The organism is Thioalkalivibrio thiocyanodenitrificans ARhD 1 (assembly GCF_000378965.1).
GTDB lineage: Bacteria > Pseudomonadota > Gammaproteobacteria > Ectothiorhodospirales > Ectothiorhodospiraceae > Thioalkalivibrio_A > Thioalkalivibrio_A thiocyanodenitrificans.
On record NZ_KB900536.1, the window covers coordinates 2,129,140 to 2,153,494 of the forward strand.

Annotated in this window: 21 protein-coding genes; 10 read left to right on the forward strand and 11 right to left on the reverse strand. The window is 64.4% G+C overall.

Annotated elements, in window-relative coordinates; translation table 11 throughout:
• The first annotated feature begins 284 nt into the window (after positions 1-284).
• The 6 genes from THITHI_RS19790 to THITHI_RS0110060 all read left to right on the forward strand — a co-directional run bounded on the left by THITHI_RS19790 (position 285) and on the right by THITHI_RS0110060 (position 7,818).
• Positions 285-2,138 carry an aldehyde dehydrogenase family protein gene (locus tag THITHI_RS19790; RefSeq protein WP_018232959.1) on the forward strand — a complete coding sequence of 618 codons (1,854 nt, stop codon included), beginning with the start codon at positions 285-287 and terminating at the stop codon, positions 2,136-2,138.
• A 193-nt stretch (positions 2,139-2,331) separates the two neighbouring features.
• Positions 2,332-3,069 (forward strand): methyltransferase domain-containing protein, encoded by a 738-nt coding sequence (locus THITHI_RS0110040; RefSeq protein ID WP_018232960.1) that lies wholly within the window; start codon positions 2,332-2,334, stop codon positions 3,067-3,069.
• A 227-nt stretch (positions 3,070-3,296) separates the two neighbouring features.
• The gene (locus THITHI_RS0110045) at positions 3,297-4,010 is read left to right on the forward strand and encodes a class I SAM-dependent methyltransferase (RefSeq protein WP_018232961.1); all 714 of its coding nucleotides are present in this window, start codon (positions 3,297-3,299) and stop codon (positions 4,008-4,010) included.
• A complete protein-coding gene (locus THITHI_RS0110050; RefSeq protein WP_018232962.1) occupies positions 3,988-5,136 on the forward strand; it encodes an isocitrate/isopropylmalate family dehydrogenase in 1,149 nt (382 codons plus the stop codon). The genes THITHI_RS0110045 and THITHI_RS0110050 overlap by 23 nt, the downstream gene beginning before the upstream one ends.
• A gap of 233 nt (positions 5,137-5,369) precedes the next feature.
• Positions 5,370-6,551: an aromatic ring-hydroxylating dioxygenase subunit alpha gene (locus tag THITHI_RS0110055; RefSeq protein ID WP_018232963.1), complete on the forward strand. Its 1,182-nt coding sequence runs from the start codon at positions 5,370-5,372 to the stop codon at positions 6,549-6,551.
• A 25-nt stretch (positions 6,552-6,576) separates the two neighbouring features.
• A complete protein-coding gene (locus tag THITHI_RS0110060; RefSeq protein ID WP_018232964.1) occupies positions 6,577-7,818 on the forward strand; it encodes a glycosyltransferase family protein in 1,242 nt (413 codons plus the stop codon).
• Here THITHI_RS0110060 and THITHI_RS0110065 read toward each other — a convergent pair.
• The gene (locus THITHI_RS0110065; protein ID WP_018232965.1) at positions 7,772-9,127 is read right to left on the reverse strand and encodes a coproporphyrinogen-III oxidase family protein; all 1,356 of its coding nucleotides are present in this window, start codon (positions 9,125-9,127) and stop codon (positions 7,772-7,774) included. The genes THITHI_RS0110060 and THITHI_RS0110065 overlap by 47 nt on opposite strands.
• Positions 9,128-9,436: 309 nt before the next feature.
• Here THITHI_RS0110065 and THITHI_RS0110070 point away from each other — a divergent pair, with 309 nt between their 5' ends.
• Positions 9,437-10,435, forward strand: a complete 999-nt coding sequence (locus tag THITHI_RS0110070) for an ATP-grasp domain-containing protein (RefSeq protein WP_018232967.1) — start codon at positions 9,437-9,439, stop codon at positions 10,433-10,435.
• 56 nt (positions 10,436-10,491) lie between these two features.
• Here the strand turns inward: THITHI_RS0110070 and THITHI_RS0110075 are convergent, their stop codons facing one another.
• From THITHI_RS0110075 to THITHI_RS18855, 3 genes are read right to left on the reverse strand one after another with little or no spacing between them, the layout of a single operon-like run.
• Positions 10,492-11,718, reverse strand: a complete 1,227-nt coding sequence (locus tag THITHI_RS0110075; protein WP_018232968.1) for a MerC family mercury resistance protein — start codon at positions 11,716-11,718, stop codon at positions 10,492-10,494.
• A 47-nt stretch (positions 11,719-11,765) separates the two neighbouring features.
• A complete protein-coding gene (locus THITHI_RS0110080) occupies positions 11,766-12,002 on the reverse strand; it encodes an anti-sigma factor family protein (protein ID WP_018232969.1) in 237 nt (78 codons plus the stop codon).
• Positions 11,999-12,745, reverse strand: coding sequence for an RNA polymerase sigma factor (locus tag THITHI_RS18855; RefSeq protein ID WP_232199410.1), 747 nt, complete (start codon positions 12,743-12,745; stop codon positions 11,999-12,001). The genes THITHI_RS0110080 and THITHI_RS18855 overlap by 4 nt, the downstream gene beginning before the upstream one ends.
• Before the next feature lie 255 nt (positions 12,746-13,000).
• Here THITHI_RS18855 and THITHI_RS0110090 point away from each other — a divergent pair, with 255 nt between their 5' ends.
• Positions 13,001-13,477 carry a cupin domain-containing protein gene (locus tag THITHI_RS0110090; protein ID WP_018232971.1) on the forward strand — a complete coding sequence of 159 codons (477 nt, stop codon included), beginning with the start codon at positions 13,001-13,003 and terminating at the stop codon, positions 13,475-13,477.
• Between the two features lie 296 nt (positions 13,478-13,773).
• Here THITHI_RS0110090 and gdhA read toward each other — a convergent pair whose 3' ends face one another.
• Complete coding sequence (gdhA, locus tag THITHI_RS0110095; RefSeq protein ID WP_018232972.1) at positions 13,774-15,117, reverse strand: NADP-specific glutamate dehydrogenase; 1,344 nt, start codon at positions 15,115-15,117, stop codon at positions 13,774-13,776.
• Positions 15,118-15,409: 292 nt separating this feature from the next.
• Here gdhA and THITHI_RS0110100 point away from each other — a divergent pair, with 292 nt between their 5' ends.
• Positions 15,410-15,748, forward strand: a complete 339-nt coding sequence (locus tag THITHI_RS0110100) for a hypothetical protein (RefSeq protein WP_026186243.1) — start codon at positions 15,410-15,412, stop codon at positions 15,746-15,748.
• A gap of 37 nt (positions 15,749-15,785) precedes the next feature.
• On the opposite strand, the gene THITHI_RS0110105 is transcribed toward THITHI_RS0110100, so the two are convergent.
• The 5 genes from THITHI_RS0110105 to THITHI_RS0110125 form a co-directional block, all read right to left on the reverse strand.
• Positions 15,786-17,813 (reverse strand): CocE/NonD family hydrolase, encoded by a 2,028-nt coding sequence (locus THITHI_RS0110105; RefSeq protein ID WP_026186244.1) that lies wholly within the window; start codon positions 17,811-17,813, stop codon positions 15,786-15,788.
• A gap of 2 nt (positions 17,814-17,815) precedes the next feature.
• Complete coding sequence (locus THITHI_RS0110110) at positions 17,816-19,123, reverse strand: ATP-grasp domain-containing protein (RefSeq protein WP_018232975.1); 1,308 nt, start codon at positions 19,121-19,123, stop codon at positions 17,816-17,818.
• 178 nt (positions 19,124-19,301) lie between these two features.
• Positions 19,302-20,042: a rhomboid family intramembrane serine protease gene (locus THITHI_RS0110115; RefSeq protein ID WP_018232976.1), complete on the reverse strand. Its 741-nt coding sequence runs from the start codon at positions 20,040-20,042 to the stop codon at positions 19,302-19,304.
• A 122-nt stretch (positions 20,043-20,164) separates the two neighbouring features.
• On the reverse strand, positions 20,165-20,971 hold the full coding sequence (locus tag THITHI_RS0110120) for a DUF5602 domain-containing protein (RefSeq protein WP_156820517.1): 807 nt from the start codon (positions 20,969-20,971) through the stop codon (positions 20,165-20,167).
• Between the two features lie 305 nt (positions 20,972-21,276).
• Positions 21,277-21,753 carry a cytochrome P460 family protein gene (locus tag THITHI_RS0110125; protein WP_018232978.1) on the reverse strand — a complete coding sequence of 159 codons (477 nt, stop codon included), beginning with the start codon at positions 21,751-21,753 and terminating at the stop codon, positions 21,277-21,279.
• A gap of 80 nt (positions 21,754-21,833) precedes the next feature.
• On the opposite strand from THITHI_RS0110125, the gene THITHI_RS0110130 reads away from it, so the two are divergent.
• Positions 21,834-22,442 (forward strand): MarR family winged helix-turn-helix transcriptional regulator, encoded by a 609-nt coding sequence (locus THITHI_RS0110130; RefSeq protein WP_026186245.1) that lies wholly within the window; start codon positions 21,834-21,836, stop codon positions 22,440-22,442.
• Positions 22,443-22,627: 185 nt separating this feature from the next.
• Here THITHI_RS0110130 and THITHI_RS0110135 read toward each other — a convergent pair whose 3' ends face one another.
• Positions 22,628-24,169 (reverse strand): asparagine synthetase B family protein, encoded by a 1,542-nt coding sequence (locus THITHI_RS0110135; protein WP_018232980.1) that lies wholly within the window; start codon positions 24,167-24,169, stop codon positions 22,628-22,630.
• Positions 24,170-24,355 lie beyond the last annotated feature (186 nt).

Here is a 24,355-nt window from a genome sequence, read left to right on the forward strand (position 1 = left end):
GCATACCCCATGGCCCACAGACGCCGCAACCTTTATCCGCAACAGGTGCCATTCTGCCATAGTCGGGCGCGCTTCGGATTCAGGCACATGGCCCGCTTCCCATACCGGCGTCGCGCGGGCATACTCCTAAGCCCTACGGTCACCCGTACGCAACAACCACATGCACGGGTCACTCGCCTGGCGCCAGCGCCCTGACGGCCCGCAACCGATATGCCGCCCAGGACGCTCTTTTTACGCCAACCCAATCCGGTGCAAAAGGAACCTGGCGCGCAAGCCTTCAAGCCATGAAAGCCGCACTACTGTTAATCGATTTGCAGCAGGATTTTCTGGGACGCCCTGATCTGCTCCCCATGGCTGAAGAGGTCATCGCGGCCAATGCCCGGGTTCTGGCGCTGGCGCGGGCCCGGCGCATTCCGGTCATACATGTCCACACCGTCGTCTCCGAGGATGGTCACGACGCCATGCCCCATTGGCGCGCGTGGGACGCGCCTCTCTGTCGCCGGGGAAGCGCGGGCGCCGGCACGCCCGAGGCCCTGGAACCCCGACCGGGCGAAACCGTGATTACAAAGCGCTTCTATAGCGGGTTCGACAATCCGGACCTGGACTCAACGCTTAAAGCGCTGAATGTCCACACGCTACTGCTAAGCGGCCTGTATACCCACGGATGCATCCGGGCAACCGCTCTGGACGCCTATTCAAGGGGGTACGAAACCCTCGTGGTCTCCGATGCGGTCGCCAGCCCCGATCCCATTCACTCCGAAGCCAGCCGCCAATGGATGGAGGGGCGCTGCGCGTGCTTCCGTCCCATGGATCAAATCTTCGGATCGAGTAATGACCACGACTCCGCGGCCGATGTTGAAGCGGCCATCAGAGAAGCCGCGGCCTACGTGCTCGACGAAGCTTCTCAACACGACTGGCCCGACAAACTCGACGCATGGCTGAGACAGATTCAACACGAGCGCGAGTACTTCATCGACCTGATCACTCAAGAAGTGCAGAAGCCGCTGTTGAACTCACAGGAAGAGTTTGAACGGGCCGTGGAGCATCTGCGGGCGGCCATCACCCTGGCAACCGAGTCCGGCCCCGGATGGCCCGGCATCAACGTCCGACACCGCCCGCTGGGTGTCATCGCCCTGCTCACCCCATGGAACAATCCGCTGGCCATCCCGCTTGCCAAGGCGTCGGCTGCGCTGGCGTTCGGTAATGCAGTGGTCTGGAAACCTTCCCCTCGGGCCGCGGCTGTGGCCGAGAGCCTGATGAACAGTTATCAGCGTGCCGGACTTCCGAAGCAGGCGCTGCAGCTCGTTCACGGTGGCCCGGAGACTGCGCGCCTGATCGTAACCGCCGAGCCTGTCCGCGCGGTCTCCTTAACCGGGTCCGTCAGCAGTGGTCGAAGTGTTGCCGCCATGTGCGCCGCGGGCGGAAAGGCGCTCCAGGCGGAGCTGGGGGGTAACAACGCGCTGATCGTTCTGGCGGACGCCGACATAGAAGGGATAGCCCCGGACCTTGCGCTGGCGGCCTTCAGCTACTCCGGGCAACGCTGTACGGCCATTCGCCGCTTCATCGTGGAGCGGTCCGTTGCCGAGACCTTCGAACGCGAAATGAAACGGGCGACGGAATCACTGCCCCTGGGCGATCCCCGAGATTCCGCCACGGTCATTGGGCCATTGATCGATGCCGAGCAGCTTGAAGCCATCGACCAGAAGGTCCGACAGGCGATCTCAGACGGGGCTCGCCTGATCTGTGGTGGTGCGCGGCCCAACGGGTGGCAACACGGCGCCTGGTACGCTCCCACGCTCCTGTACTGTGCCGACAATACGTCGAGAATCGTCCAGGAGGAGAGCTTTGGTCCCATCGCCGTCATTCAGATCGCGGATGACCTGGAACATGCACTGGCCTTATGCAATGGCGTCGCTCATGGTCTTGTGGCCGGGCTTGTGAGCGAGAGACCCGACGCCCGAACACGCTTCCTCGGGGAGGCGCAGGCTGGAATCCTGCGCTTTGGGACAGGCCCGCTCGCCATCCACCCCGAAGCGCCTTTTGGGGGCTGGAAGGCCTCCCAGTTCGGCCCCCCGGAGCATGGCGTCTGGGATCGTCAGTTCTACACCCGCCCACAAGCCGTGTACGCCGAAGACTGAGGCGAGCGTTTCGCCAACAAACACCACAACCCCTGACATGTGTCCGAAGCTCACACCAATGAAACACCCGATTATCAAGAGCAGTTCCGAGCCCTTGGAGACCCTGTCCCTTCTCAGCTGGGAGACTGCACCACAAACATGTGATCCTGCACATGGCTGCGTGGACTACCATCGCTGCTGGAGCATCGTACGGTTGCTCGAACTGGACGGCGCGCCGCCGGCCGGCGTCAAGTTCTTTCACAGGGAACTCGCTGAGTTCGCACGCCTTCCCGAAGCGCGGATCCTGATTTCAGGCGGCGCGGACAGCGGCTTACTGGCGCTGGTCGCCGAGGCGTTTTCGGACACCGCGAGCAATCCGACCCTCATCTTCGTTGACCAGTGCGCGACCCCCTGCCACGTGAACGCCGCCTATGCACGTGAAACGGGTATAGAACTGCAGATCCTGCAAGGCGATATCAGGGAGGCACGCACCGCGCCCGTCGACGCCATCGTCGCCCATTCGTTCCTGCCTTTCTTCCAAGGGCGGGACCGTCAGCTTGTCTTGTCCGCATGGGCAAGACTGCTGCGTCCCGGCGGCAAACTCCTGATGTCCACGTGGGTAACAGAGTCCGAGACCCAGTGGGCCGCGCCCAAGGACGCAAATACCATGCTGAATCGGGCCAACCAGCTGAAGTCCAAGGCGGCCCGGCTCGGATGGGACGAACACACCGCCGCTGAACTGGCCGAGACGGCGCAACGGTTCTGGGCTGCCACTCTGGCGAAACCACCCGCCATCACCCGTGATTACCTGCACAAAGCCCTGAGCGAGGCGGGCTTCGCGATGGAAGGGTACACCGCCGAATCCGCCGAAAGCATTGGAGGGCCCTACCTGCACGGGCAGGCAACGCACGCAGCCAGGCATCGCGCGGAAGTCGTCGCGCGCCGAGTGTGATGCTTGAACCCCGGTAACGCACTGGCAGGAAATTCCCGGGATCCTTGCGCTCCGCCGACCCGCCGATGTGGAGGCCGGGCCCGCAAACCAAACCCATCATTTCACTTGAAGCTTGACGGAAACCCGGCCCAAGGACGCCTGCACAGGCCTTTTCTTGACACCATCTTCCCTGCCCCAAATAATCGTGCCCTGATTATGGCCTTTGGCCCGCATTGGCATCCGATCCGATGAATGATCCCAGCGCATCCCTCGATCAGTTCATTTCTCAACTCTTCTCCCAGCCGGACATGCTGCGAATGGGGCATGGACAGCGACTGGCCGACCAAAACCTCGGGCTTGGCTGGCTCTATTATGGACTCGCGAGAATCCTCAGACCGCGATGCGCTGTCGTCATCGGCTCATACCGAGGCTTCGCGCCCAGTGTGATCGCTCGGGCACTGCTTGATAACGACGAAGGTGGCGAGGTTCACTTCGTCGATCCATCCTTGGCCGATGGATTCTGGTCTGAACCCGCGGCTGTATCCCGCCACTTCACCGGCCTCGGCACGCCCAATATAAGGCACCATCGATACACCACTCAGGCATTTGTCGAGACCGATGCCTATGCCGGCCTTGACGATATCGGCCTGCTCATGGTGGACGGGCTGCACACCGCGGAGCAGGCGCGGTTCGATTATCAGGCCTTCCTGCCCAAACTGAGCAGCGAAGCGATCACGCTGTTTCATGACAGCACGACGCGCCGCATGAGCACGTTCTATGGGGAGGACAAGGCCTATGAGCACAACGTCTGTGACTTCATGGATCGGATACGGCAGGACACGAGCATGGAGATCTTCACACTCGCAGTCGCGAGCGGGGTGAGCCTGGTTCGCGGCTACCCGGTGAACCCTGACAGAATATTTGCACCGTTTAAGACCAATGGACATGCTCATGACACCTGACAGTACGCGGTACCTGAACATCGCTGCGGGATCACACCCCGTCGATTACTCGCCTTTGATTGGAATGATCGAGGGGGAAGGAATCGGCCCCGAGTTGTTCGACGTCTGTCGGAAGCTGCTGGATACCATTGAGGCGCACACCTCTGTGCGTTTTCGTTATCGTCACGGTGGCCTGATCGGCAAGCAGGCCCTTGTCGCGTCAGGGCAATCACTCACGCTGGAGATCATTGATTTCTGTAGCAACGTGTTCCGTGATAGCGGAACACTGTTCTGTGGTCCTGGTGGTGACCGATTCGTGTACGAGCTTCGCAAAGAGTTCTCGCTCTACTGCAAGCTTGTTCCACTACAACCCCAACCCGCGCTACGCGACACGGGGCCTTTGCGCGCCACGGCCGTGGAGGGTGTCGACATTCTCCTGGTCCGGGAGAATCTCGGCGGTCTGTATCAGGGGGAATTCTCCCTGGACGACTGGGATCGTGGTCAACGGGCCCTTCACCAGTTCAGTTACACCACTGAACAGGTCACTGACATTCTCCAGACCGCCTTGGCCCTCGCCAAGGCCAGGCAGGGAGAATTGTGTGTCGTCACGAAACCCGGTGGCGCACCCTCAATCAGTAAACTCTGGGAGACACAGGCTCGCCATGTCATCGAAGGTTCGGGTGTAAAACTCAAGCTCCTCGAGGTGGATAACGCCAGTTACCAGATGGTGGCCCACGCACGAAACTTCGACGTCGTTGTGGCCCCCAATCTGTTTGGAGACATTCTCGGAGACAGCGCGGCCTTGTTGCTTGCGTCTCGGGGCATGTCTTACTCCATGAACTTCAATCACTCGGGACATGCCGTATACCAGACCGGTCATGGCGCCGCTCACGATCTTGCCGGCACCGATCGCGCCAACCCCCTGGGCCAGATACTGTCCCTGGCAATGATGCTTCACGAGAGTTTCGGCCTCACGGACATTGCTCGCGCGCTTCACGCAGCCATCGATGACACCTTGTCCGCGGGGTGGCGAACCCCGGACATCGCCGCCCCGGATTCACGCATCGTTGGCACCCAGCGGTTCGGCTCACAGGTCGCAAGCCGGCTCCCCCTGTATCTTCAGGCCGAGTTGCGGACCACTGCTTGATCCGGAACCTGGGTGATTGATGCGGACACGCTGCGACTGGTTGCTGATTTTTTGGGCACCGCACAGCGCATCCCAGCGCCAGCAACCGAACTCCCGAATGGCTCGCGCGCAGGTAGTGCTCCATAGCCGGGGCTTAACGACCTGGAGCCCACCGCCGAGCATCGACGGCGCGAGAATCGATCATGACCCCTGAGGAGCAAGAAAGGCTCATCCGCACCTCCGCCGGAACCCCGATGGGCGAACTCCTACGGCGCTACTGGTTTCCCATTGCGGCCAGTGTCGAGGTGCCCCCCGGCCGGGCTCTGGCCCGACGTCTTCTCTCCCAGGACCTCGTCCTGTTCCGAACCACGGAAGGGGTGCTCGGCCTCATTGACGAACACTGCACCCATCGCGGCGTGTCCCTGCGTTGCGGGCACGTGGACGCCCAGGGCGTCACCTGTCCCTATCACGGCTGGAAGTTCGATCCCGCCGGGCGGTGCCTGGAGATGCCGGCCGAGCCCGCGAGCAAACCGGCATTACTCGCCAAGGCCGCCACCCACGCCTATCCGGTGAAAGAGCTGGGCGGGCTGATCTTCGGCTACCTGGGCCCGACGCCAGCCCCGCTCCTGCCCCGCTACGACCTGCTCGTCGTCGACAACGTCCTGCGCGACATCGGCGTGGCGGAGCTGCCATGCAACTGGCTCCAGATCATGGAGAACAGCGTGGATCCCACCCACGTGGAATGGCTGCATGGCCATCACCTCGCGAGCGTCCGGGGTGCCAAAGGCCAAACGACTCCGAAACAGTACGTGAAGCACCACGAACGCATCGGGTTCGACATCTCTCCCCACGGCATCATCAAACGGCGCATTGTGGAGGGCGGGAACGAGTCCGACGACGACTGGCGGATCGGTCATCCGCTGATCTTTCCCTGCGCACTGCGCGTGGGCACCGGCAATCAGCACCGCTTCCAGTTCCGCGTGCCCGTGGACGACACCCACACCCGCCACTACTGGTATGCCTGTTACCTCCCCCCGGAGGGCCGCAGCGCCCCTGCGCAGCGGCAGATCCCGCTCTACCAGGTGCCCTGGCAGGACGAGAACGGCGAGTTCATCGTCGATTTCGTGGACGGCGGCGACATCATGACCTGGGTCACCCAGGGCCCGATCGCCGACCGCACCCGGGAGCTGCTGGTGTCATCGGACAAGGGCATCGTGCTCTACCGCAGGCTGCTGCTGGAGCAGGCACACCGGGTGGCCGAAGGCGGCGACCCCATGGGCGTGATACGCGACGAGGCGGACAATACCGTCATCCGTTTCGAACAGGAGCACGACAAGTTCAGAAATGGCAGGCAGCTGCTGCGCGAAGCGATCGAGATGAGCCATGTGCGCTACAGCCCCCTGAAGGAACAGATCATCGAACTGCTCGGACCGTGACGGGACGACCATGCGGAGCGGCCGATTGCGCATCCTGTTTCATGTCCAGCACCTCAGCGGCGTCGGCCATTTCATGCGCAGCCTGGCCATCGCCCGGCACCTGGCCGCACACCATGACGTGTGGTTGACGCAGGGGGGGATTCCGGTGCCTACCGCCCACGGTGGCCGGGTCCGCCTGCTGCCGCTGCCCGGCCTTCGCAGAAGCGGGTCCATGCTGGTGCCTGTCGACCACGGCGCCGATCCGGCCGGCATCTGGCATGAGCGCCGACAGCGGATCGCTCAGACGATCGACGGGATCCGGCCCGATATCGTGATCGTCGAGCACTACCCGTTCAGCAAATGGGAACTGGGCGGTGAAATCGAATTCCTCCTGCGCCACGCCCTGGAGCACAATCCGGCCGTGAAACGGGTCTGTTCCGTGCGCGACATCCCGTTGCAGACCCGGCACGAGCAGTGCACGCCGGCAACATACGCGGACACCGTCCTCACGCGCCTGCACGGACAATTCGACGCCCTCATGGTGCACGGGGATGAGAACCTCTGCCGCCTGGATGATGCCTTTGGGGCCTTCGGCAGTATCCGCATCCCGGTCTGTCATACCGGCATGGTCTGCCAGTGCCCGGGTGAGGACGTGGAAATCTCAGATGGGGACTGCGCTCCGCCGCCCATTGACGGGCCCTTTGCCATCGCGAGCATCGGTGGCGGCAACGACCTGGCCGCGCTGCTCACACGACTCGCCGCTCACTGGCGGGACATCCGGGAACGCGCGGGTATCGCCGGATGGAAACTGGTCATGTTCGGCGGCCTGACGGGCGCCGGCACGGCCCTGGAGGAAGCTGTCCGGCACGACGAATCCATCCTGCTCCGCCCCTTCAGTCCTGATTACCTGTCCTGGCTCGAGTGCGCGGGACTTTCCATCAGTTGCGCCGGCTACAACACCTGCGCAAATCTGATGCGCACGGCGACACCGGCCCTGCTCGTCCCCAACACCGGGATGTCCGATCAGGTGCGGCGCGCGTGCCTGATGCATGCACGGGGTCTGTCGGAAATGCTGCTGCCGGATGATTTCGACGCCGGAAATGCGGCCGCGGCCATCCGCAGGCTGCTGAACGGCGGTCAGGCGACGCGTATCGAGGTCAATCTCCAGGGAGCGCAGGGCAGCCGCCTGTTCCTCGAGCGGCTGGTCGGCATCGTCAACGGCACCCCGGGCGATGCTGCAGTCACTGAATGCGCAACCCGCCCACTTGGAAGGACTCCAGTCGCCTGAGAAGCCATTCCTTGGCCTGCGGCGGGTAAAAGGAGAGCGTCACCAGGTCATAGAGCAGCTTGCCGGTCTCGGTCAGTTTCATTTCTTCGCCGTCACGTTCAATCAGCCCGCCTTCCACCAGACGCGCGACGGTCTCCCCATGGTCCGATTCCATCGGATTCCCGAAGACCGACTCGTACCGCGCCAGGGACAGGGGCTTCCCATCCCCCAGGCTTCGGGCGATGAACTGCGTCTTGAGATCCTCGTCACCGAGATGAATCACCTCTTCCACCGGGCTCTCTCCGGCCTCGATGCGTGCCACATAGGTATCGAGTGCGCGATGGTTTCGGTAGACGCTGTGCCCCAGGGAGGAGCGCGCGCTCATGCCGATGCCGAACTGATGGCCCTTCATGTCGGCGCCGGACGTGGGCAGCCACTGGTGGCGCGCCGCAATGGTGTCCAGGCGCTTGAAGGTATGCCATCGCGTCTGCGTGAAGCCGAACTCCGCGGCGGTATCCCGGATGAAGGCCCGCCAGCGCATCAGCCCTGCGATATCGAAGCGCTCGCCGGGCAGCAGCGTGCGTGACACCGGCGTGCGTTCGTTCAGCCGCAGGTTGTACGCCGTCACGGCGTGCACCCCCGCCCCGGCCACCCGCTCGAAGTCCCTGCGAAAGACCGCCTCGTCCTGGCCGGGCAGGCCGTACATGAGGTCGATGTTCAGGATCATGCCCGCATCGATGATCCGGCGGCAGGAGGCCAGCGCCAGATCCGGCCCGTGATCGCGCCGCACCGATGCCAGGACATTGTCCTCCAGGCTCTGGATGCCCATGCTGACCCGACCCACGCCATGTCGGCGCAGCACCTCCAGATGTTCATCCGTCACCGATTCAGGAGATGCCTCGACCGTGTGCACACCCGTACCGTGATAGGGCATGCGGTCGGCTATCGCGGCCAGCAGATCATCGAGCAGATCCGGCGGCAACGCGGTCGGCGTACCGCCCCCCATGAAGAACTGGCTCAACGGCGTACCCTGCGGTATCCACTCCAGCTCTTTCTTCAACGCCTCGACATAGCGCTGCATCTGTTCCCGGCCGGCACCCACCTTTTTTGCGTAGCAACAGAACGAACAGGCGTAATTGCAGAAAGGCACGTGGATATACAGACGCATGAACTCGGACTCGACCTGCTCGCGCCGGAGCCCGGGAGCCGCCTGAAACAAAGGCGCCGCATGGGGATAGTCGTGGGGGGCGGAGTATGCCGCGGTCGGCGTGAAGGCGAGAGCAGTGGCGATCTTGTCCAGTTCAACGTCAGACAGGCTGGCAGCCTTCATCAAGTATCTCCTTCCAGTCTCACGAGACCTGTGCCGGGGGACCCGTAAGGTTATTTGCGGAAAATCCGGAATCCGGGTGGTCATCATAGAGGCCTCCGCATGCGCGCACCACCCCTTTTCTCGGCGACATATGCCGGCACCCGGGTGCGAACCCTGCCTCTTTCCCGAACCGGCCATTGTCATTACCGGCCAGGATCGTGACAATGAGGATGGTAACCTGCGGGCACGGCCTGCTTGGGGACTTGACCGGGCAGTCATACATGCCAGACAGGCAGAACGCGTACATGCTGGAAACCCGTCCGTAGCCCCATGATCCATATCGTCCTGCGCGAAGACTTCCGCAACACCGTCCAGGGTTTCCTGCGTCATTCCACGAGGGGATTCGACTGCGTCCGTATTCTCTCCTACGAACGGCTGTTCGCCCGGGGGCGCACGCCCGTGGGGCACTACATCTTCACCGATTTCGACCGGCTGGACCCGGCCGCGATCGAGGTCCTGGCGCGCCTTTCCGATGACCTGCGGGCGCGGGCGCCCCAGGTGCGCATTCTCAACGATCCCCGAAAGGTGCTGGAAAGGGTCCCCCTGCTCGCGCGCCTGCGGCGCGAAGACCTGAACCGCTTCGATGTCACGCGGCTCGACGCCGGGGAGCGCCCGGACGCGTTCCCGGTCTTCGTTCGCAGCGAGGACGGTTGCGGCGGCCCGGAGACCGGACTGTTGCGGAACCTGTCGGAACTGGAGGCGGCACTGGAGGAACTTCACCTGGAGGGACGCGGCCTCAAGCGCCGGATCGCGGTGGGGTTCTGCGCCCAGCGCGACGACCGCGGCCTGTACCGGAAATACGGCGCAATGAACATCGACGGACACATCATTCCCCAGCACATGCACTGCAGCGAACACTGGGACGTGAAATGGGCCAACAACTTCCACGATGCCGGGACGGCACGGGAGGAGATCGAGTACATCCGGACGAATCCCCACAGGGACGCTCTTGCACGGATCTTTCGAATCGCCGGCATCGACTACGGGCGCATCGACTACGGGCTGGTGGACGGCACCGTCCAGACCTACGAGATCAACACCAATCCACGGCTCCCTCGATACGGGCTGAACGGCAATGAACGCACGGAGCAGCGGCGGATACTGATCCGCCCCGCCATGGAGGAGGCATTAAGGGCCATCGACAAACCGTTGCCGTCGGGACCGGACGTGCCGCTGCACAGCCCCGAATACACGTCCGTCAATAGCGATCTGCACCGTCACCCTGCGTTGCACCGGATGCTGCGGCGTCTCTATCATGCAATGCGCTGACACCGGGCGCCCTCATGGGAACCGGCTGCGCCGCCACACCCCCGGAACCACGGCGCTCAACCGGATGACTCCAGCCCGAGTACCCGGGCCTCCTCACCACGTCGCAGTCGGATGTCCCAGAACGCAGCGCCGGCGAGCAGGATGAACCCCGAAAGTTCGACGATCATGCTGTAGTCGACGAACAATGCATAGAGGATCACACCGGCACCCGCCACAGCCAGCACGGCAGGGCCGTACCCGCGGTGGCGCCGGAATCCGGCCGCGATGGCGGCAGCGGCCAGCACGGCGAACAGCGCGATCGTCCCTGCCCACAACCCTTCGTTCAGCGCCAGACCAACGCCCATCATTGTCAACAGGGCCACGGCTGCCAGCGTTCCGTAGCAGGCGAGCACCGCCGCCACGAGACTGACCGTACCCGTGAAACCCCGGCGCCACATGGACTTCACCAGACGCACGGGATTGAGGCGTTTCAGCCACTGCGCCACTCTCGACGGCGTCCGGCTTCCCCGGCGCATGCCCACCTCGACGGATCGCGCGTCGAAACTGGCGGCCACTTCTCGCGTCTGGGTACTGGGGCTGTGGGAAAAGTAATCCACTTCGCGCAGGACTTCGACGTCCTCGAAGCCCGCGTCCCTGAACAGGGTGAGAAAATCCTCCTCCACCGTCGCGCCGACGACGCACTCCACCCACAGTCTGGGATCCTCGTGGCAGTCCACGGTGACCGGCCGTCTGATGACCACATCCGCGATCTGCACACGGCCGTCCGGACGAAGGACGCGGCACATCTCGTTGACGGCCCTCCGCTTGTCGGGCACGAGGTTGAGCGCGCCGTTGCTGGTGATGCTGTCAACGCTGCCGTCGGCGAAGGGAAGCTGCTCCGCGGAACCCTGCACGACACTGACGTTACGGTGGCCCGATTCCGCTGCCACACGCTTGAGCTTGCGCGTCATCGCCGGCGTCAGGTCCAGGGCGATGACATGCCCATCGGGGCCGGCGAGGCCGCTGGCGATCAGGGCGTCATTCCCGGCACCGGCACCGATATCGAGCACGGTGTCGCCCCGGCGAACTGCCCCGGCACGGAAGGGATAGCCCACGCCCGCAAAGGATTCCCGGATGGCTTCCGGCAGTGCGTCGATCTGTTCATCGGGGTATCCGAGGGTTCGACAGGCCCCCGCACCGACGGGGAAGTGAAAATGCGACGAGGGGGCATCAGCCACGGCGGTATACATGCCCTTGACCGCCGTGAAGATCTGCTCGCGCGTGTAACCCAGTATTGCAACCATACAAGCGTCTCCCTTCTGGCGTCGAAAAGAATATGGCCGCCGACCGCTCAGAACCGGTCGAGCAGCCCCCTGATCCTTCGCTGCAACCGGTCCGGTGCCTCCACCTTCGCCGAATCCCTGATCTTTGCGCGCAGCTTCCTCTCGAACTCGACGCGGCTGAAGCAGTCGCGGCATCGCTTCAGGTGCTGGTCTATAGCGGCGCTTCGCCCGCTCTCCAGTTCCCGGTCCAGGTAGGTGAACAGCTGTTCGATCACCTCTTCACAGCTGAGCTTGTCGTCAATCATGGCGTATCCCCGGCGCCTCCGTCAGGCTGGGCGGCGCCCTGCACGATGCCGGCCTCGGCGGCCTGGCTCCAGAGCGCCTTCTGCAACAGCGTGCGCGCCCGACTCAGACGGGAGCGCACGGTGCCGATCGGTATCTCGAGCAGGTTCGAGACCTCCTCGTAGGTATAGCCCTGCACCTCCACCAGTACGATGACCATGCGGAAGACATCCGGCAGGCCATCCAGTGCCCGCTGCAGGTCCTCCTTGAGAACGTCATTGAGAAACTCCTGCTCCGGCGTACCCCACCAGAGAAGGAAGGGTTGATGCAGTTTCCGGAACAGGGAGAAATCTTCCGCCTCGGAGTCGTCCGGCACACCCTGTTCGTTCTCCAGCTTTGTGCGCTGCCGGCGCCAGGCACTGACGAACGTGTTGTTCAGTATCCGGAAGAGCCATCCTTCCATGCACTGGACATCGCGCAGATCATCGAGTCCGGACCACGCCTTGCCGACCGCTTCCGCGACCACGTCTTCCGCATCATCGGGGTTGCCGGTCAGGCGCAGGGCCGTGCCGTAGAGACGGTCCATGAGTCGCGCGACCTCCTGCTCGAACAGCGCCCGCCGCGCCTGCCCGCTGCCGCTGCCTCGCTCGCTTGAGCCTGAATCTGGCATCACACCCCCCGCACCGCATCCCAGGGATGGCCCGTTCGCGCCGTCCGCGCAGCCGGCATCCTGCCCGCCGGTGAAGTACATGGCTTTGCCCATCATGAGCCATCCCCGAGGTCGGATCCAAATTGCCGGCATTGCAAATATGTCACAGGGGTTGCCCGCACGACGGATTCAACGCAAGGACGCGGCAGAAGGAAAAAAGGTTCCCGCAGCCGAGCACGGAACAGGTCAGGGGTGCGTCGCGGAAGAAATTTCCGATGCCCGGGAACTCCATCTCGACCGAACGCGTCCTTGGGGCACCGGACACACCTGGTGTCCGGATCTCAGAACAGAAACAACGAGGAGGGTAGACTGATGAACAAGACAGGTATCGTTCTGGCTGTGACCGCACTGACGCTGGGCGCCTCGGGTGCCGCCTGGGCCGGGACCCCGTACCAGGGGGACGGTCCCTTGCTCATGGAACCGTCGGAATTGCAGTGGTCGGCGGTAGCGTCCATGGCCCCTGGAGCACGCATCGCCGTGATCGAGGGAAACCTGGGAACCGAGGAACCGTTCACGTTCCGACTCAAGCTTCCGGCGAACTACCGTGTCGACCCCCATGCGCACCCGGCGTATGAACGGGTGACCGTATTGTCCGGCACATTCCACTTCGCGCATGGCGACACGTTCGACCGCAACCAGACCACGGCCCTGCCCGCCGGGGGCGTTGCGATCATGCCACCGGGCACCCCCATGTTCGGATACACCGAGGAGGAAACAATCATCCAGCTTCACGGGACGGGGCCCTGGGGGCTCGAGTACGTCAACCCCGAGGACGACCCTCGCAGCTAGCCGGCATATCCCGCAGCCGATCCACCTGTTGCGGCAAGCGGTGACAGGGGGTGCGGGCCGGGGGTTCCATGCGGAGCCCGGATTGCGCGGGGCGGCCGTGTCATATCACGGCCGCCCCGCGGCCCTAGCAGGCGGTTGAAAAACCCTCGGGCGGCGCCATGCTGCGTTGGAAAGCGGCTCAAAATGCTCATGTACTCGCATGTACACTGCGCTTTTTCGCCGCTTTCCGCCTTGCCTGGCATCCACCGGAGACTTTTTCAACCGCCTGCTAGCGGGTCCCGTCACGCGGGGATGGATCAGACGACACCCTGGGCGAGCATCGCTTCGGCCACCTTGACGAAGCCGGCCACATTGGCCCCGTCCACGTAACTGACACGGCCGTCAGCGTGGGTGCCGTGTGTCAGGCAGGCATCGTGGATGCCGCGCATGATGTCGCGCAGGCGTCCGTCCACCTCTTCACGCGGCCACGACAGACGCATCGCGTTCTGGCTCATCTCCAGTCCGGAGGTCGCCACGCCGCCGGCATTGCAAGCCTTGCTGGGCGCATACAGCACGCCGTTCTCCTCGAACAGTTTCACCGCCTCATTGGTGGTCGGCATATTGGCGCCTTCGGACACACAAAGCACGCCGTTCCTAACCAGCGCCGCCGCGTCCTCACCATCGAGCTCGTTCTGCGTCGCGCACGGCAGGGCCACGTCCGCGGGGACATGCCAGGGGCGCATGCCCGCATGGAACTCCACTCCGACACGCTCGGCGTAATCGCTGACCCGGCCATAGAGGTGGTTCTTCACCTCCATGAGTTCCGCGAGCTTCTCGCGGGTGAAACCGGCCTCGTCGACGACCATGCCGCTGGAATCGGACACCGTCACCACCGTCGCCCCCAGCGCCATGGCCTTCTCCACCGCGTACTGGGCCACATTGCCGGAACCGGACACCGATACCCGCAGGCCTTCCAGGCTTCGCCCGGCATGGCGGAGCATCTCCTCGGCGAAGTACACCGTGCCGTAACCGGTGGCCTCGGGCCGGATCAGCGACCCTCCGAAACTCAGGCCCTTGCCGGTGAACACGCAATCGGCACGATTGGTGAGTTTCTTCAGCATGCCCGTCAGGAAACCCACCTCACGCGCGCCCACGCCGATGTCGCCGGCGGGCACATCGGTATCGGAGCCCACATGACGGTACAACTCCGTGATGAAGGCCTGACAGAAGCGCATCATCTCACCGGGGCTCTTGCCCTTGGGGTCGAAATCCGAACCGCCCTTGGCGCCCCCCATGGGCAGCGTGGTGAGCGCATTCTTCAGCGTCTGCTCGAAGGCGAGGAACTTGAGAATGGAGAGATTCACGGACGGGTGAAAGCGCAATCCGCCCTTGTAGGGGCCGATCGCCGAACTGTGCTGCACGCGGTACCCGCGATTGACCTCCACCTCGCCCTGGTCGTTGACCCACGAGACGCGAAACACGATGATGCGCTCGGGCTCCACCAGCCGATCGAGCAGGCCATGCTCGGCATACCTCGGATGCTCCTGGATATAGGGCCAGAGGCTGTTCATCACTTTCGCAACCGCCTGATGGAACTCCTGTTCCCCGGGGTTGCGCTCCGCCACGTAGGCCAAAAACTCATCTAGGGACTTGTACTTCATGCCGGTTCCTCATATTCAAGATGTTCAGGACAGGAATCACGAAAAGTCGTCAGGATGCCTGATTCTGCACGAGCGGGGCGGCCGAAGGCATGCGCGAGATCAACCACCCCCCTGGCGCGCCGGGGCCGCATCACGGCAACTCACTGAATCACGCAATAAAAGCGCACCCGCGGATGCGTGGGCCGCAGGCACGGCTTCGAAGTATCCATGAAAACGGGGAGGAAGCATGATACTTGACCGGGATTCCATTTACACTTGCGGGGCACACCCCAGCCGACGGTGCCGCCATACCGTGCCCAGTCGCAGGAACCCATCCCCTGCCGGCAGCGTCCTCGACGAGGCGGAACTCAGGGATCCGCCGGACGGCGAGGTCCTGCGATTGCGCTTCAAGGGTCCTTTCGAGGGACGTCAGGTCACCTGGAACGCCACGCTCCGCGCCCTCGGGGCTTCACGCGGCACGGATCAGGCGGACGCATCCGCCAATTTCATCGACGTGGGTGACGACACGCCCGACGGCATCACGCTCACCGTCGGCCTTGCGGTCGAGCGCATCGACCTCGCCACGGTGCGCAACGCCATCATCATGATCCGCCGGTACAAGCGCCTGCGTCGCGGTCGTCACGCGTGGTAGACCCCGAACGGCCGGCCGCCCTGGTGCAATGTCCGGGCTAGACCAGGTCCCTCGGAATGGACACGTCCCAGTTGCGGGAGAACACCCGTCGCTGCCCCTCATAGGCATCGAGCTGCGCATGGAGCAGAAATTCCGTGGGCGTCGAGGTCAGCACGGTGCGCGTGACCGTGCGCACCTGCCAGTCGCCGCGCCGGAACCCGCGTTCCCACAGGGTTTCACCCCGCACGGAGTTGAAGTCGTCACTGCGGTAGCTGTACCACTCCAGGGCCTTGCGCTGCATCTCCAGGCCGAGGGACTCCAGCAGCACGGTACCGTGATCGTTGATGACCTCCAGCGTCGACCGGTCTTCCGCAAGATCGCGGATCACCCGCCAGTTGTGGTGCTGGGGCGTGAGCTGGCGGATCTCGGTGGACAGGGATCCGCCTTCCGGCTCGGGGAAGCCGATGCGGGCATCATCCTCATCGCGGCGCTTGCGAACGGGGAGCAGGAGGCGGCTGGCACCCATGAGGATACGCAGGCGCGCGGGTTGCGGGGCGGGCCAGGCCAGGGGCCAGTAGGACGTGGAAACAGACAGGCGCACGCGGTGACCGGCGGGAAACGTCTGTGCCACATCATTGAGCTTGACCCGCACCCGGTAGGTGCCGCCCGGCTCCAGCGGCTGTGGCGACTCGGAGCTGTCGCGATGGGTGAGGTTGAGCAGGCCGTAGGTGATGCGGGTGGCCTTGTCATCCGGCGCCACATCAGACAGCCGCACGGCCACCATCGCCACGGGACGGTCCACGCTCAACTGCAACTCCACTGCGGCGGCCCCCAGGATCTCCAAGGGCGATTCCAGGGGTGCGCCGGTGAACACAAGCGCGCCGCCATCTTCCTCACGCTGGTCGTGGGGCAGATCCGGGGTGGCAGCATAGGAACACCATTTGCCCGCGAACAGGCCCACGCTCAGGGGGGACTGTACGGCCATCTCCCCTTCCGGCACCTGTGTGGACGGCGGCTCCAGCGTCCCGGGCCAGGCCAGAGTCAGGGCCTGCTGCGCCACGTTCGACGACGGCCATCGGGGTTCGCCCACCCAGCGGCCGGGCCGTTCATGGTAGTAGGTGGTCGGGGGCACACTATCCTGCATCCAGGCGCGCAACATGGGTTCGTCCATGATCCCGGTATCCCGACCCTTCAGCCAGCGGTCCCACCAGCGCAGGCATTCCTGCAGGAACCCGATGGCCGGCCCCGGCACGCCCTGGTGGGGATACTTGTGGCTCCAGGGCCCGATCAGTCCCAGACGGGGCACCCGCAGATGGGCCAGCAGGCGGAACACCGCGTTGGAGTAACCGTCGGCCCAGCCGCTGACCGCCATGACCGGACATTGCACGGCCGACCAGTCCTCGCAGATGGAGCCGTGTTTCCAGTAGTCGTCGCGGCGCTGATGGCGCAGCCACTTCTCAAGCCACAGGCCGCTGCCCTCCAGGCGCTGGAACCACGTCTCGCGCCATTCTGTTCCCACCACCTCCGGGTCCGGCGGCAGGGAGTTGTAGGCGAACATGGTGGAGGCCCATGAGAGGTTATCGCCCAGCAGACAGCCGCCCATGTGGTGCACATCATCGGCGTAGCGGTCGTCTGTGGAACACACGCTCACCACGGCCTTGAGCTGCGGCGGCCGCAGGGCGGCGATCTGCAGTCCGTTGAACCCGCCCCAGGAGATGCCGATCATGCCCACGTCGCCATTGCACCAGGGCTGTTCGCTGATCCAGCGGATCACCGCCACCCCGTCATCCAGTTCCCGCTGCAGATACTCGTCCTCCAGCACGCCCTCGGAATCGCCGCTGCCGCGCAGGTCGACGCGCAGGCAGGCGTATCCGTGGCCGGCGAAGTAATGGTGCATGACATCATCCCGGGTCCGGGTGGAGTCGCGCTTGCGATAGGGAATGTATTCCAGGATCGCGGGCACAGGATGCCCATCCGCGCCTTGTGGCCGCCACAGCCGGGCCGCAAGGCGGACACCATCGGACAGAGGGATCCAGAGATTCTCCTCCACGCGCACCGGTTCGGGCAGGTCCGTCACGCTCTTCATGGTCATGCCGGCACTCCCTGCAACGATTCGTATTCCAGCGGCAGCCGCGCCATGACGCGTTCATACTTGTGCTCCAGTTCGGCGGCGGTGCGGGCACCCACGAACACCGTGGCCACTTCAAAGGTATAGCTGTCCTGGTAGCGAAGCTGGGAAAGCCGCATGCCCTCCGTCACGTCCACCTGTATCACCACCCCGGGGTTCTCCGCCTCGATGGCATCGATCTCCGCCCGGGTCGGCGTCCGCACCACGCGGGCGTCCTCATGGCGGCGCACCATGAACTTGGCGGCGCAGGCGTAGGGGCCCTCCCGGTGGGGCATGACCGGCTCGTGCCCGAGCCCCAGGTGGATCATCACCTGGTGGTGATAGCATCCGTCCACCATGCGGAACAGCGCTGCATGCGACTTGGAGATACGCGTGTTGATCTCCAGAAGCCAGATGGCATCGGTATCCTCTTCCCAGTAGAACTCCACGTTGAAGGGCGCATCGTCATAGCCGATCTGCCGGATCACCCGTGCGGCGATATCGGCCATGCGCGCCTGAACCGGCTCCGGCAGCGTCGATGGGTACTGGTAGCGAGAGAACGAGGATCCCGCGGCGCCCTCGCGCATTGAATCGACCACGCCGTAGATCCGGACGCGTCCATGAAAGGAGTAGCCCTCCAGCGTGCACTGGCGGCCGGCGGAGATCAGCGACTCGGCGATGCAGTGATTGCCGTCCACGCCCGCCACTTCAGGCGGCAGCGACGCAAAGCCGAGCACATGGTTGAACGGCTCTCCGAAGCGATGGATTCCCTCGCGGATGCGGTTGATCGCGTGACGGAATGCGGCGGCATCATCGACGCGAAAGCCCAGGTAGGAAAGCACCGCCTTCACCGGTTTGATCCAGAAGGGGAAATCCAGCGTCACCCGGGACAGGGGCTCCGGCGCGAAGGGATCCACGGCACAGAAGGCCGGAATGTGGCCGGGCACCACCCGCGCCTGCTCCAGGCGGCTCCAGTACTTGTGCTCGCATTTGAGCACACCCTCCAGCGTGGGTCCGGGAAGGTTCGCCTCCCGGCGCAGGATGGGAAGGACGGTGCTGACGGGAAAATCCCAGTAACCGACGACGGCATCCACGCGGCCCGGAAAGCGCCTGAGCTGCTCCGCGCCCTCATCCAGCAACCGCTCGACCGGAAACCGGTCGCAGCACTTGAGTTCCTGGTGCGTGAACAGGGCATGGAATACATAGTCATCGGCCCCGGGAAGTGTGCGCAACTGGGCGAGATGAAAGTCATCGATGCCGACCACGAAGATGTTCTTCTTGTCGTACATGGGAACCTGACCCGGGACAACGGAAATGGAAGGCGACACGCGGACCCGGTCGCGCAAAAACCCGATGGGCAGTTACAAGCCTAGTACACGGTTTTCATCAGGGCATTGCCCTCGATCAGGGTTCAGGCGTAAACGCCCGACCCCGGCCGACGCACGGAGCAACGGTGAAAAGGTGCGGTCACTGCCTGTCCGTCCGGTCCCGATGCGCGCCGCCGTCTTCGGATCGGTCATCCATGCCGCCCCGGAGCCACGGCGACTCCGTGTCGGGTCCGTCATCCTGGTCGGGCTCCTCGTCCTCCCAGCTGTAGCGCACATACCTCGGCAGCGGGTCGAGACGAAACAACAGGATCCCGCAGCCTATACCCGTCACGGCACCGGCGAGGTGAGACTCGAACGAGACCCGGGGATCCTGAGGGAACACGCCCCAAACCATGCTGCCGTAGAGGAACAGGACCACCAGGGCAAGGCCGATGGACAGCGCATCGCGGCGCATCATCCCGATGGTCACGGCGAAGAACATCAGGCCATGGGCCACTCCGCTGGCTCCGATGTGGAAGCTCTCCCGCGCGAACAGCCAGACCCCCAGCCCGCTCCCCAGCCAGATCAGCACCACGGCCCAGCGTGTCGCGCGCGGGTAGCCGTACAGGGCGGCGGCACCGAGTACCAGCAGCGGCGAGGAGTTGGCGATCAGGTGCGCCCAGGAGCCGTGCACCAGCGGTGCCGTCAGGATGCCGACGAGGCCGTGGAGTTCACGCGGGTAGACGCCCAGTCCGACCCAGTCGAAACGGCCGAACTGCTGCACGGCCGCCACCACCCACAGCAGCGCGACCCCGAGGATGGACCAGCGCACGGCCGTGCGCAGGCGCAGGCGGTCGGCGCGTGGATCGGCGGGCGGGGCAGGTCGTCGGAAACCAAGCATCGGGTTCCACGGTAGAGGCACGGCGCAACGGAGGCAAGCGCGGCCACCGGAACCGCGGATCTGCGGACTGCGCGGGGTCGCCACGCCCGGGGCACACGGGAGACGACAGCCATGCTGTCCGGTCAGCGGCCGGCGATCTGCCCGTGTCGGACGAGTCCCTCGAGGACCACCACGTGCGCATCGGCAGCCGCGTCGAAACCCACCCGATACCGCGTCGGATAGTACCCGGGCCGCCGGTAGCGCTCGGCAACCGGAACGGGGGTCGTGACATCAACCTTCGACTCCAGAAACGCCCTGGTGACCATGGGCTCGACGAACACCATGCTGCCGTCATAGAAGCCGTAGATGAAGGTGCTGGCGAAGACGCCGTCGTTGAACTCCGGTGCCCCGGGATCGATGGCGTGGGCGCCCATGCGGGGCTCCGCGGTGCCTTCGGGCAGGACATAACCGGCGGGCATGAACGCGGGGTCCGGCGCCCGGCTCGCCCGCTGGAGGTCTTCGCCCTCCAGGGTGATGCGCTCCCGCTCCTGGGGGTCGATCAGGTAGAAGTGGAAATCGAAATGCGGCAGATCGTAGACGCCCGGGGGGACATGACCCTCCGGGTTCCAGTCCACCGTGATGTGGTCGTAGCCCGTGCCTGCCGCTTCCGCCGGCAGTTCCAGGCGGTACTCCCAGGCGGGGCCATGCCCGGTGGTGTGCGCCGGCAATCCCTCCAGCGCATCAGCGGACAGGTTCACGCCGATGGCGGTCGGCCGGCGCTCATCATCGAGAACGACGAACGCATGCGCCTGACCATTGCCGATCGAGGTCACGGGACCATGATAGATTTCCGGCTCCGTTCCGTCCGCGCTCCCCGCCACCGGCAACCACGCCAGCGACACCGCCAGCACCGACGCCGCCAAACCCTTTGTAATCCATGTGTAAGCCATGAGACTCCCCCCTCAACCTTGAACCGCGGCTCATATTCCCATGATCAGGTATTCACCGTTACCCATAATAGTACGCAGACTGCGAATGGGCGGACCGGACCACCGCCGGGAGAGGGTACCGGAAAGCGAATCGCGTGTGCATGCATTGCCGGATGCAGGCCATCGGGCGGGCCGGGGGCGCGATGCCTCGATGCGCACCCCGGTGTGCGCCGGGAGTTCCTGCAACGCGAGCAGATGCGGGGCCGGAGAACGCAGCCGGCCCCGCATCCCTGACGCCCGGGACGGCATGCCCGTCCGTGCCGCCGTCAATCCCGCGGCCGGGTGAACACGTACTGCCTGTCCTCCTGCGAGGCATGGCAGGCGAAACACGACTGGCCGCCGTCGCCCACCAGGCGCTCGGTGCGGCTGTTGCCGGCGAAGCCTTCGAAGCCCCAGCCGCCGGTATCGGCGTAGCGCTGTGCGTCATACGCCATGACGCCGACCAGCTTGCGCTCACCCTCTTCCACCGCGTGTTCGCTGCGCACGGAGTGCAGCAGGTCGAAGACCAGCACGGCGCCATTTTCGTAACGGTTCCGTTCCAGGCCCGCGAGGGCCTTGTCGTTGGCGTAGATGTGGTGAACGCCGGCGAAGGGATCCTCCAGCGGGTGGCCGGGCAGGATGACCATGGACTTGACGTGATGCCAGGCGCGATACCCGTCCGGGTAGGGGACGCCGCTATCCTGGGCCAGGACGGAGCCCAGTGGGGCGCTGGCGATCGCCAGCGTGAGGAACAGATTGCGCATGATTCAGCCTCCTTGAACAGTGACAGGGACTTGTCGTATCGACCCGATACTTTCTAACCTGTAGCGCAGACCTTGTCAAGGTGTTTTCGCGTCGATACTATCTGGCCATGGACGACCCTGCTCGCCTGATCGAACTCCTGGAACGGCTGGGCAACCTGCTGCGTACGGAGCGCCGCCTTGCGGCACACACCGCCGGTCTCCAGCCGGTGCATCTACAGGCGCTCGCCTATCTCTCGCGCTGCAATCGCTACAGCAACACCCCGGCCGCCGTCACCGCGTACCTGGGCACGACCAAGGGCACAGCCTCACAGTCGCTCGGGGTGCTGGAGCGCGCCGGGCTCATCGGCCGCCGCACCGATCCGGACGACCGTCGCGTGGCGCGCCTGCATCTGACACCCAAGGGCGACAGGCTGCTGGGCGAACTCATGCCCCTGCCCGAATGGGAGACGTCCGCGCGAAGTCTGGATGCCGATCAGGTCCGGGCCGCCGCCGATACGCTGGAGTCACTGCTGCGCACCCGCCAGGCGTCGCGCCGCTGGCGCAGCTTCGGGGCCTGCCATACCTGCCGGCACTTCCGGCGCGAGGGGGAAGATCAGTACCGCTGCGGTCTCACCGGGGAGCCGCTGCTTGTGGAAGAGACGCGCCTGATCTGCCACGAACACGAGTGGCCGGAGAAGGCATCGGCCTGACCGGACAAACCCACCGGCCTGTTCACACGCAATACGTACGGGCCGCTCGCGAAGCATGCGAAGCAATATGCGTGTGGGTTGTGTAACCCGCATCGTAGGAGCCCGGTCCTCCGGGCGATCCTGCACAAACCAAACCCCCTTCGCCCGGAGGACCGGGCTCCTACCGGCACAGCACGCCCCGGCGTTCAGCGATAAGGGATCTCCGCCAGTCTCTCGTCGTATCGCCGGATCACATCCAGGAACAGGGTCTTGGTGAGCCGTTCACTATCGGGCAGCCCGTAGGCCGCCTCGCAGACGGCGCGGCTGTTGAAGCCGGAGAGCGTATACAGGGCCGTGTCGAACTGATTGAAGCTCATGCTCGCCCACATGCCCATGTAGTACTCCCAGTAGAACAGGTCGTTGATGTCGTAACCCAGTGCCGCAATCGCGTCGTAGTCAGCGATCTCGTGAAATCGCTCGAACGCCGCCGAGGCACATCCACGGAAGCCGCGATCGTGCGCGTAGCGCCTGTCCTTGAGCCGGTCCGTGAAGATGCGCACCATCTCGCCCACCGATGCATCCCGCATCGGAGGTCGGTCCTTGTCCAGGCACTGAAGGATGCCACGGATGGCACTGGCACCGTGACCGTGAACAAACAGGGCTCCGGCCTCCTCCCCGTACAGACGGTACATCCCGGCCAACGTGCCGGACGCTCCCCGGCAATTGCCGCTGTTACGAACACCGATCAAGGAGACATTGTTCACCCGGTCATTGTTCGCGTTGACTTCGGCGTGTACGCCGTCGAGACAGGATGCCACAAGTCGGACGGGCTCCCGTTCCCACCGCTTCAGGTTGAAACTGGTCCATGTCACCGTGCGAACATCAGCACCATGACGACACAGGGCCGCGATCAATGTTCGGGAGTCGATCCCTCCCGTGATACTGACCACCGGGCGCACGGGCGGCCCCAGGAAATCGGCCAGACCGGCGAAATGGCGGTCGATCGTTCCGAAAAACGCCTCGAAACCGCACCGCCTTCGTGCTTGCCGCGGCCAATGCCGAATCGCCCGACGCGAACCGATGTCGTAGTAGAAGTTGGGAAGCAACAGACGGACGCCATCAAACATCGTTGCATCACCCGGAAGACTCTGCATGCCGAGATTCCGGAAGGCCCCCGTACAGACGAATGACTCCAAGTCCCTGCGTCGCCCTGCGCCGAATACCAGCGAGATGATCTCGGGATGCGAACTCAGCGCAAATGCTCCCTCCCTGCGATAGCAGACCGAACGCGCGCCGAATGCATCATGAAAAACCTGCCCGGCACCGCCCCGCAGGACCAGCAGCGCAAACCTCCCGCCAAGGCGATCCAGAAGTTCCAAACGTTCATCATGATCCGCGCCAGCCAACAGCGTCAGGGGGTCACCATCCCGACCGTCCGGCAGGAAGGCATCACCGATCAGCACCAGGTGTTCACTGCCGACACTGCGCTGTGAGATGCGCGTCTCGGGATGCCGATAAACCACGTACTCGCCAATCGTCATCCGCGGCCATAAGCGGGCAATGCGGTTCCATTCGGCCGTGCCCTCCGGGGTGTCGGCCGCCGCATGACAGAAGAAGCCGAACCGGAACAGCAGGCGCTCGGCGTGTTCACGCGGGACATTGTCAGGCGCCAGCATGGCGGTCATCCGGCGCTTCATGCCGGAGGCCCTGCGCAGGACCCGGGCCACCGGATCAGGTGTGCGGATCATGGGGTCGGGTGCAACCTCTTCATGTCGGAGCCTGTGACTGCCCATTCCGGGTGCCGGAACAGGCATCGCGTTCAGGATACCGTCCACCCCGTGGGAATGCTCGTACGATGGGACGCGGCGTATCACCCTGACAACACCCCGGCCGGAGATCCCGGGGGCCTGCCTGCCGGATTCGGTCATGGCTCC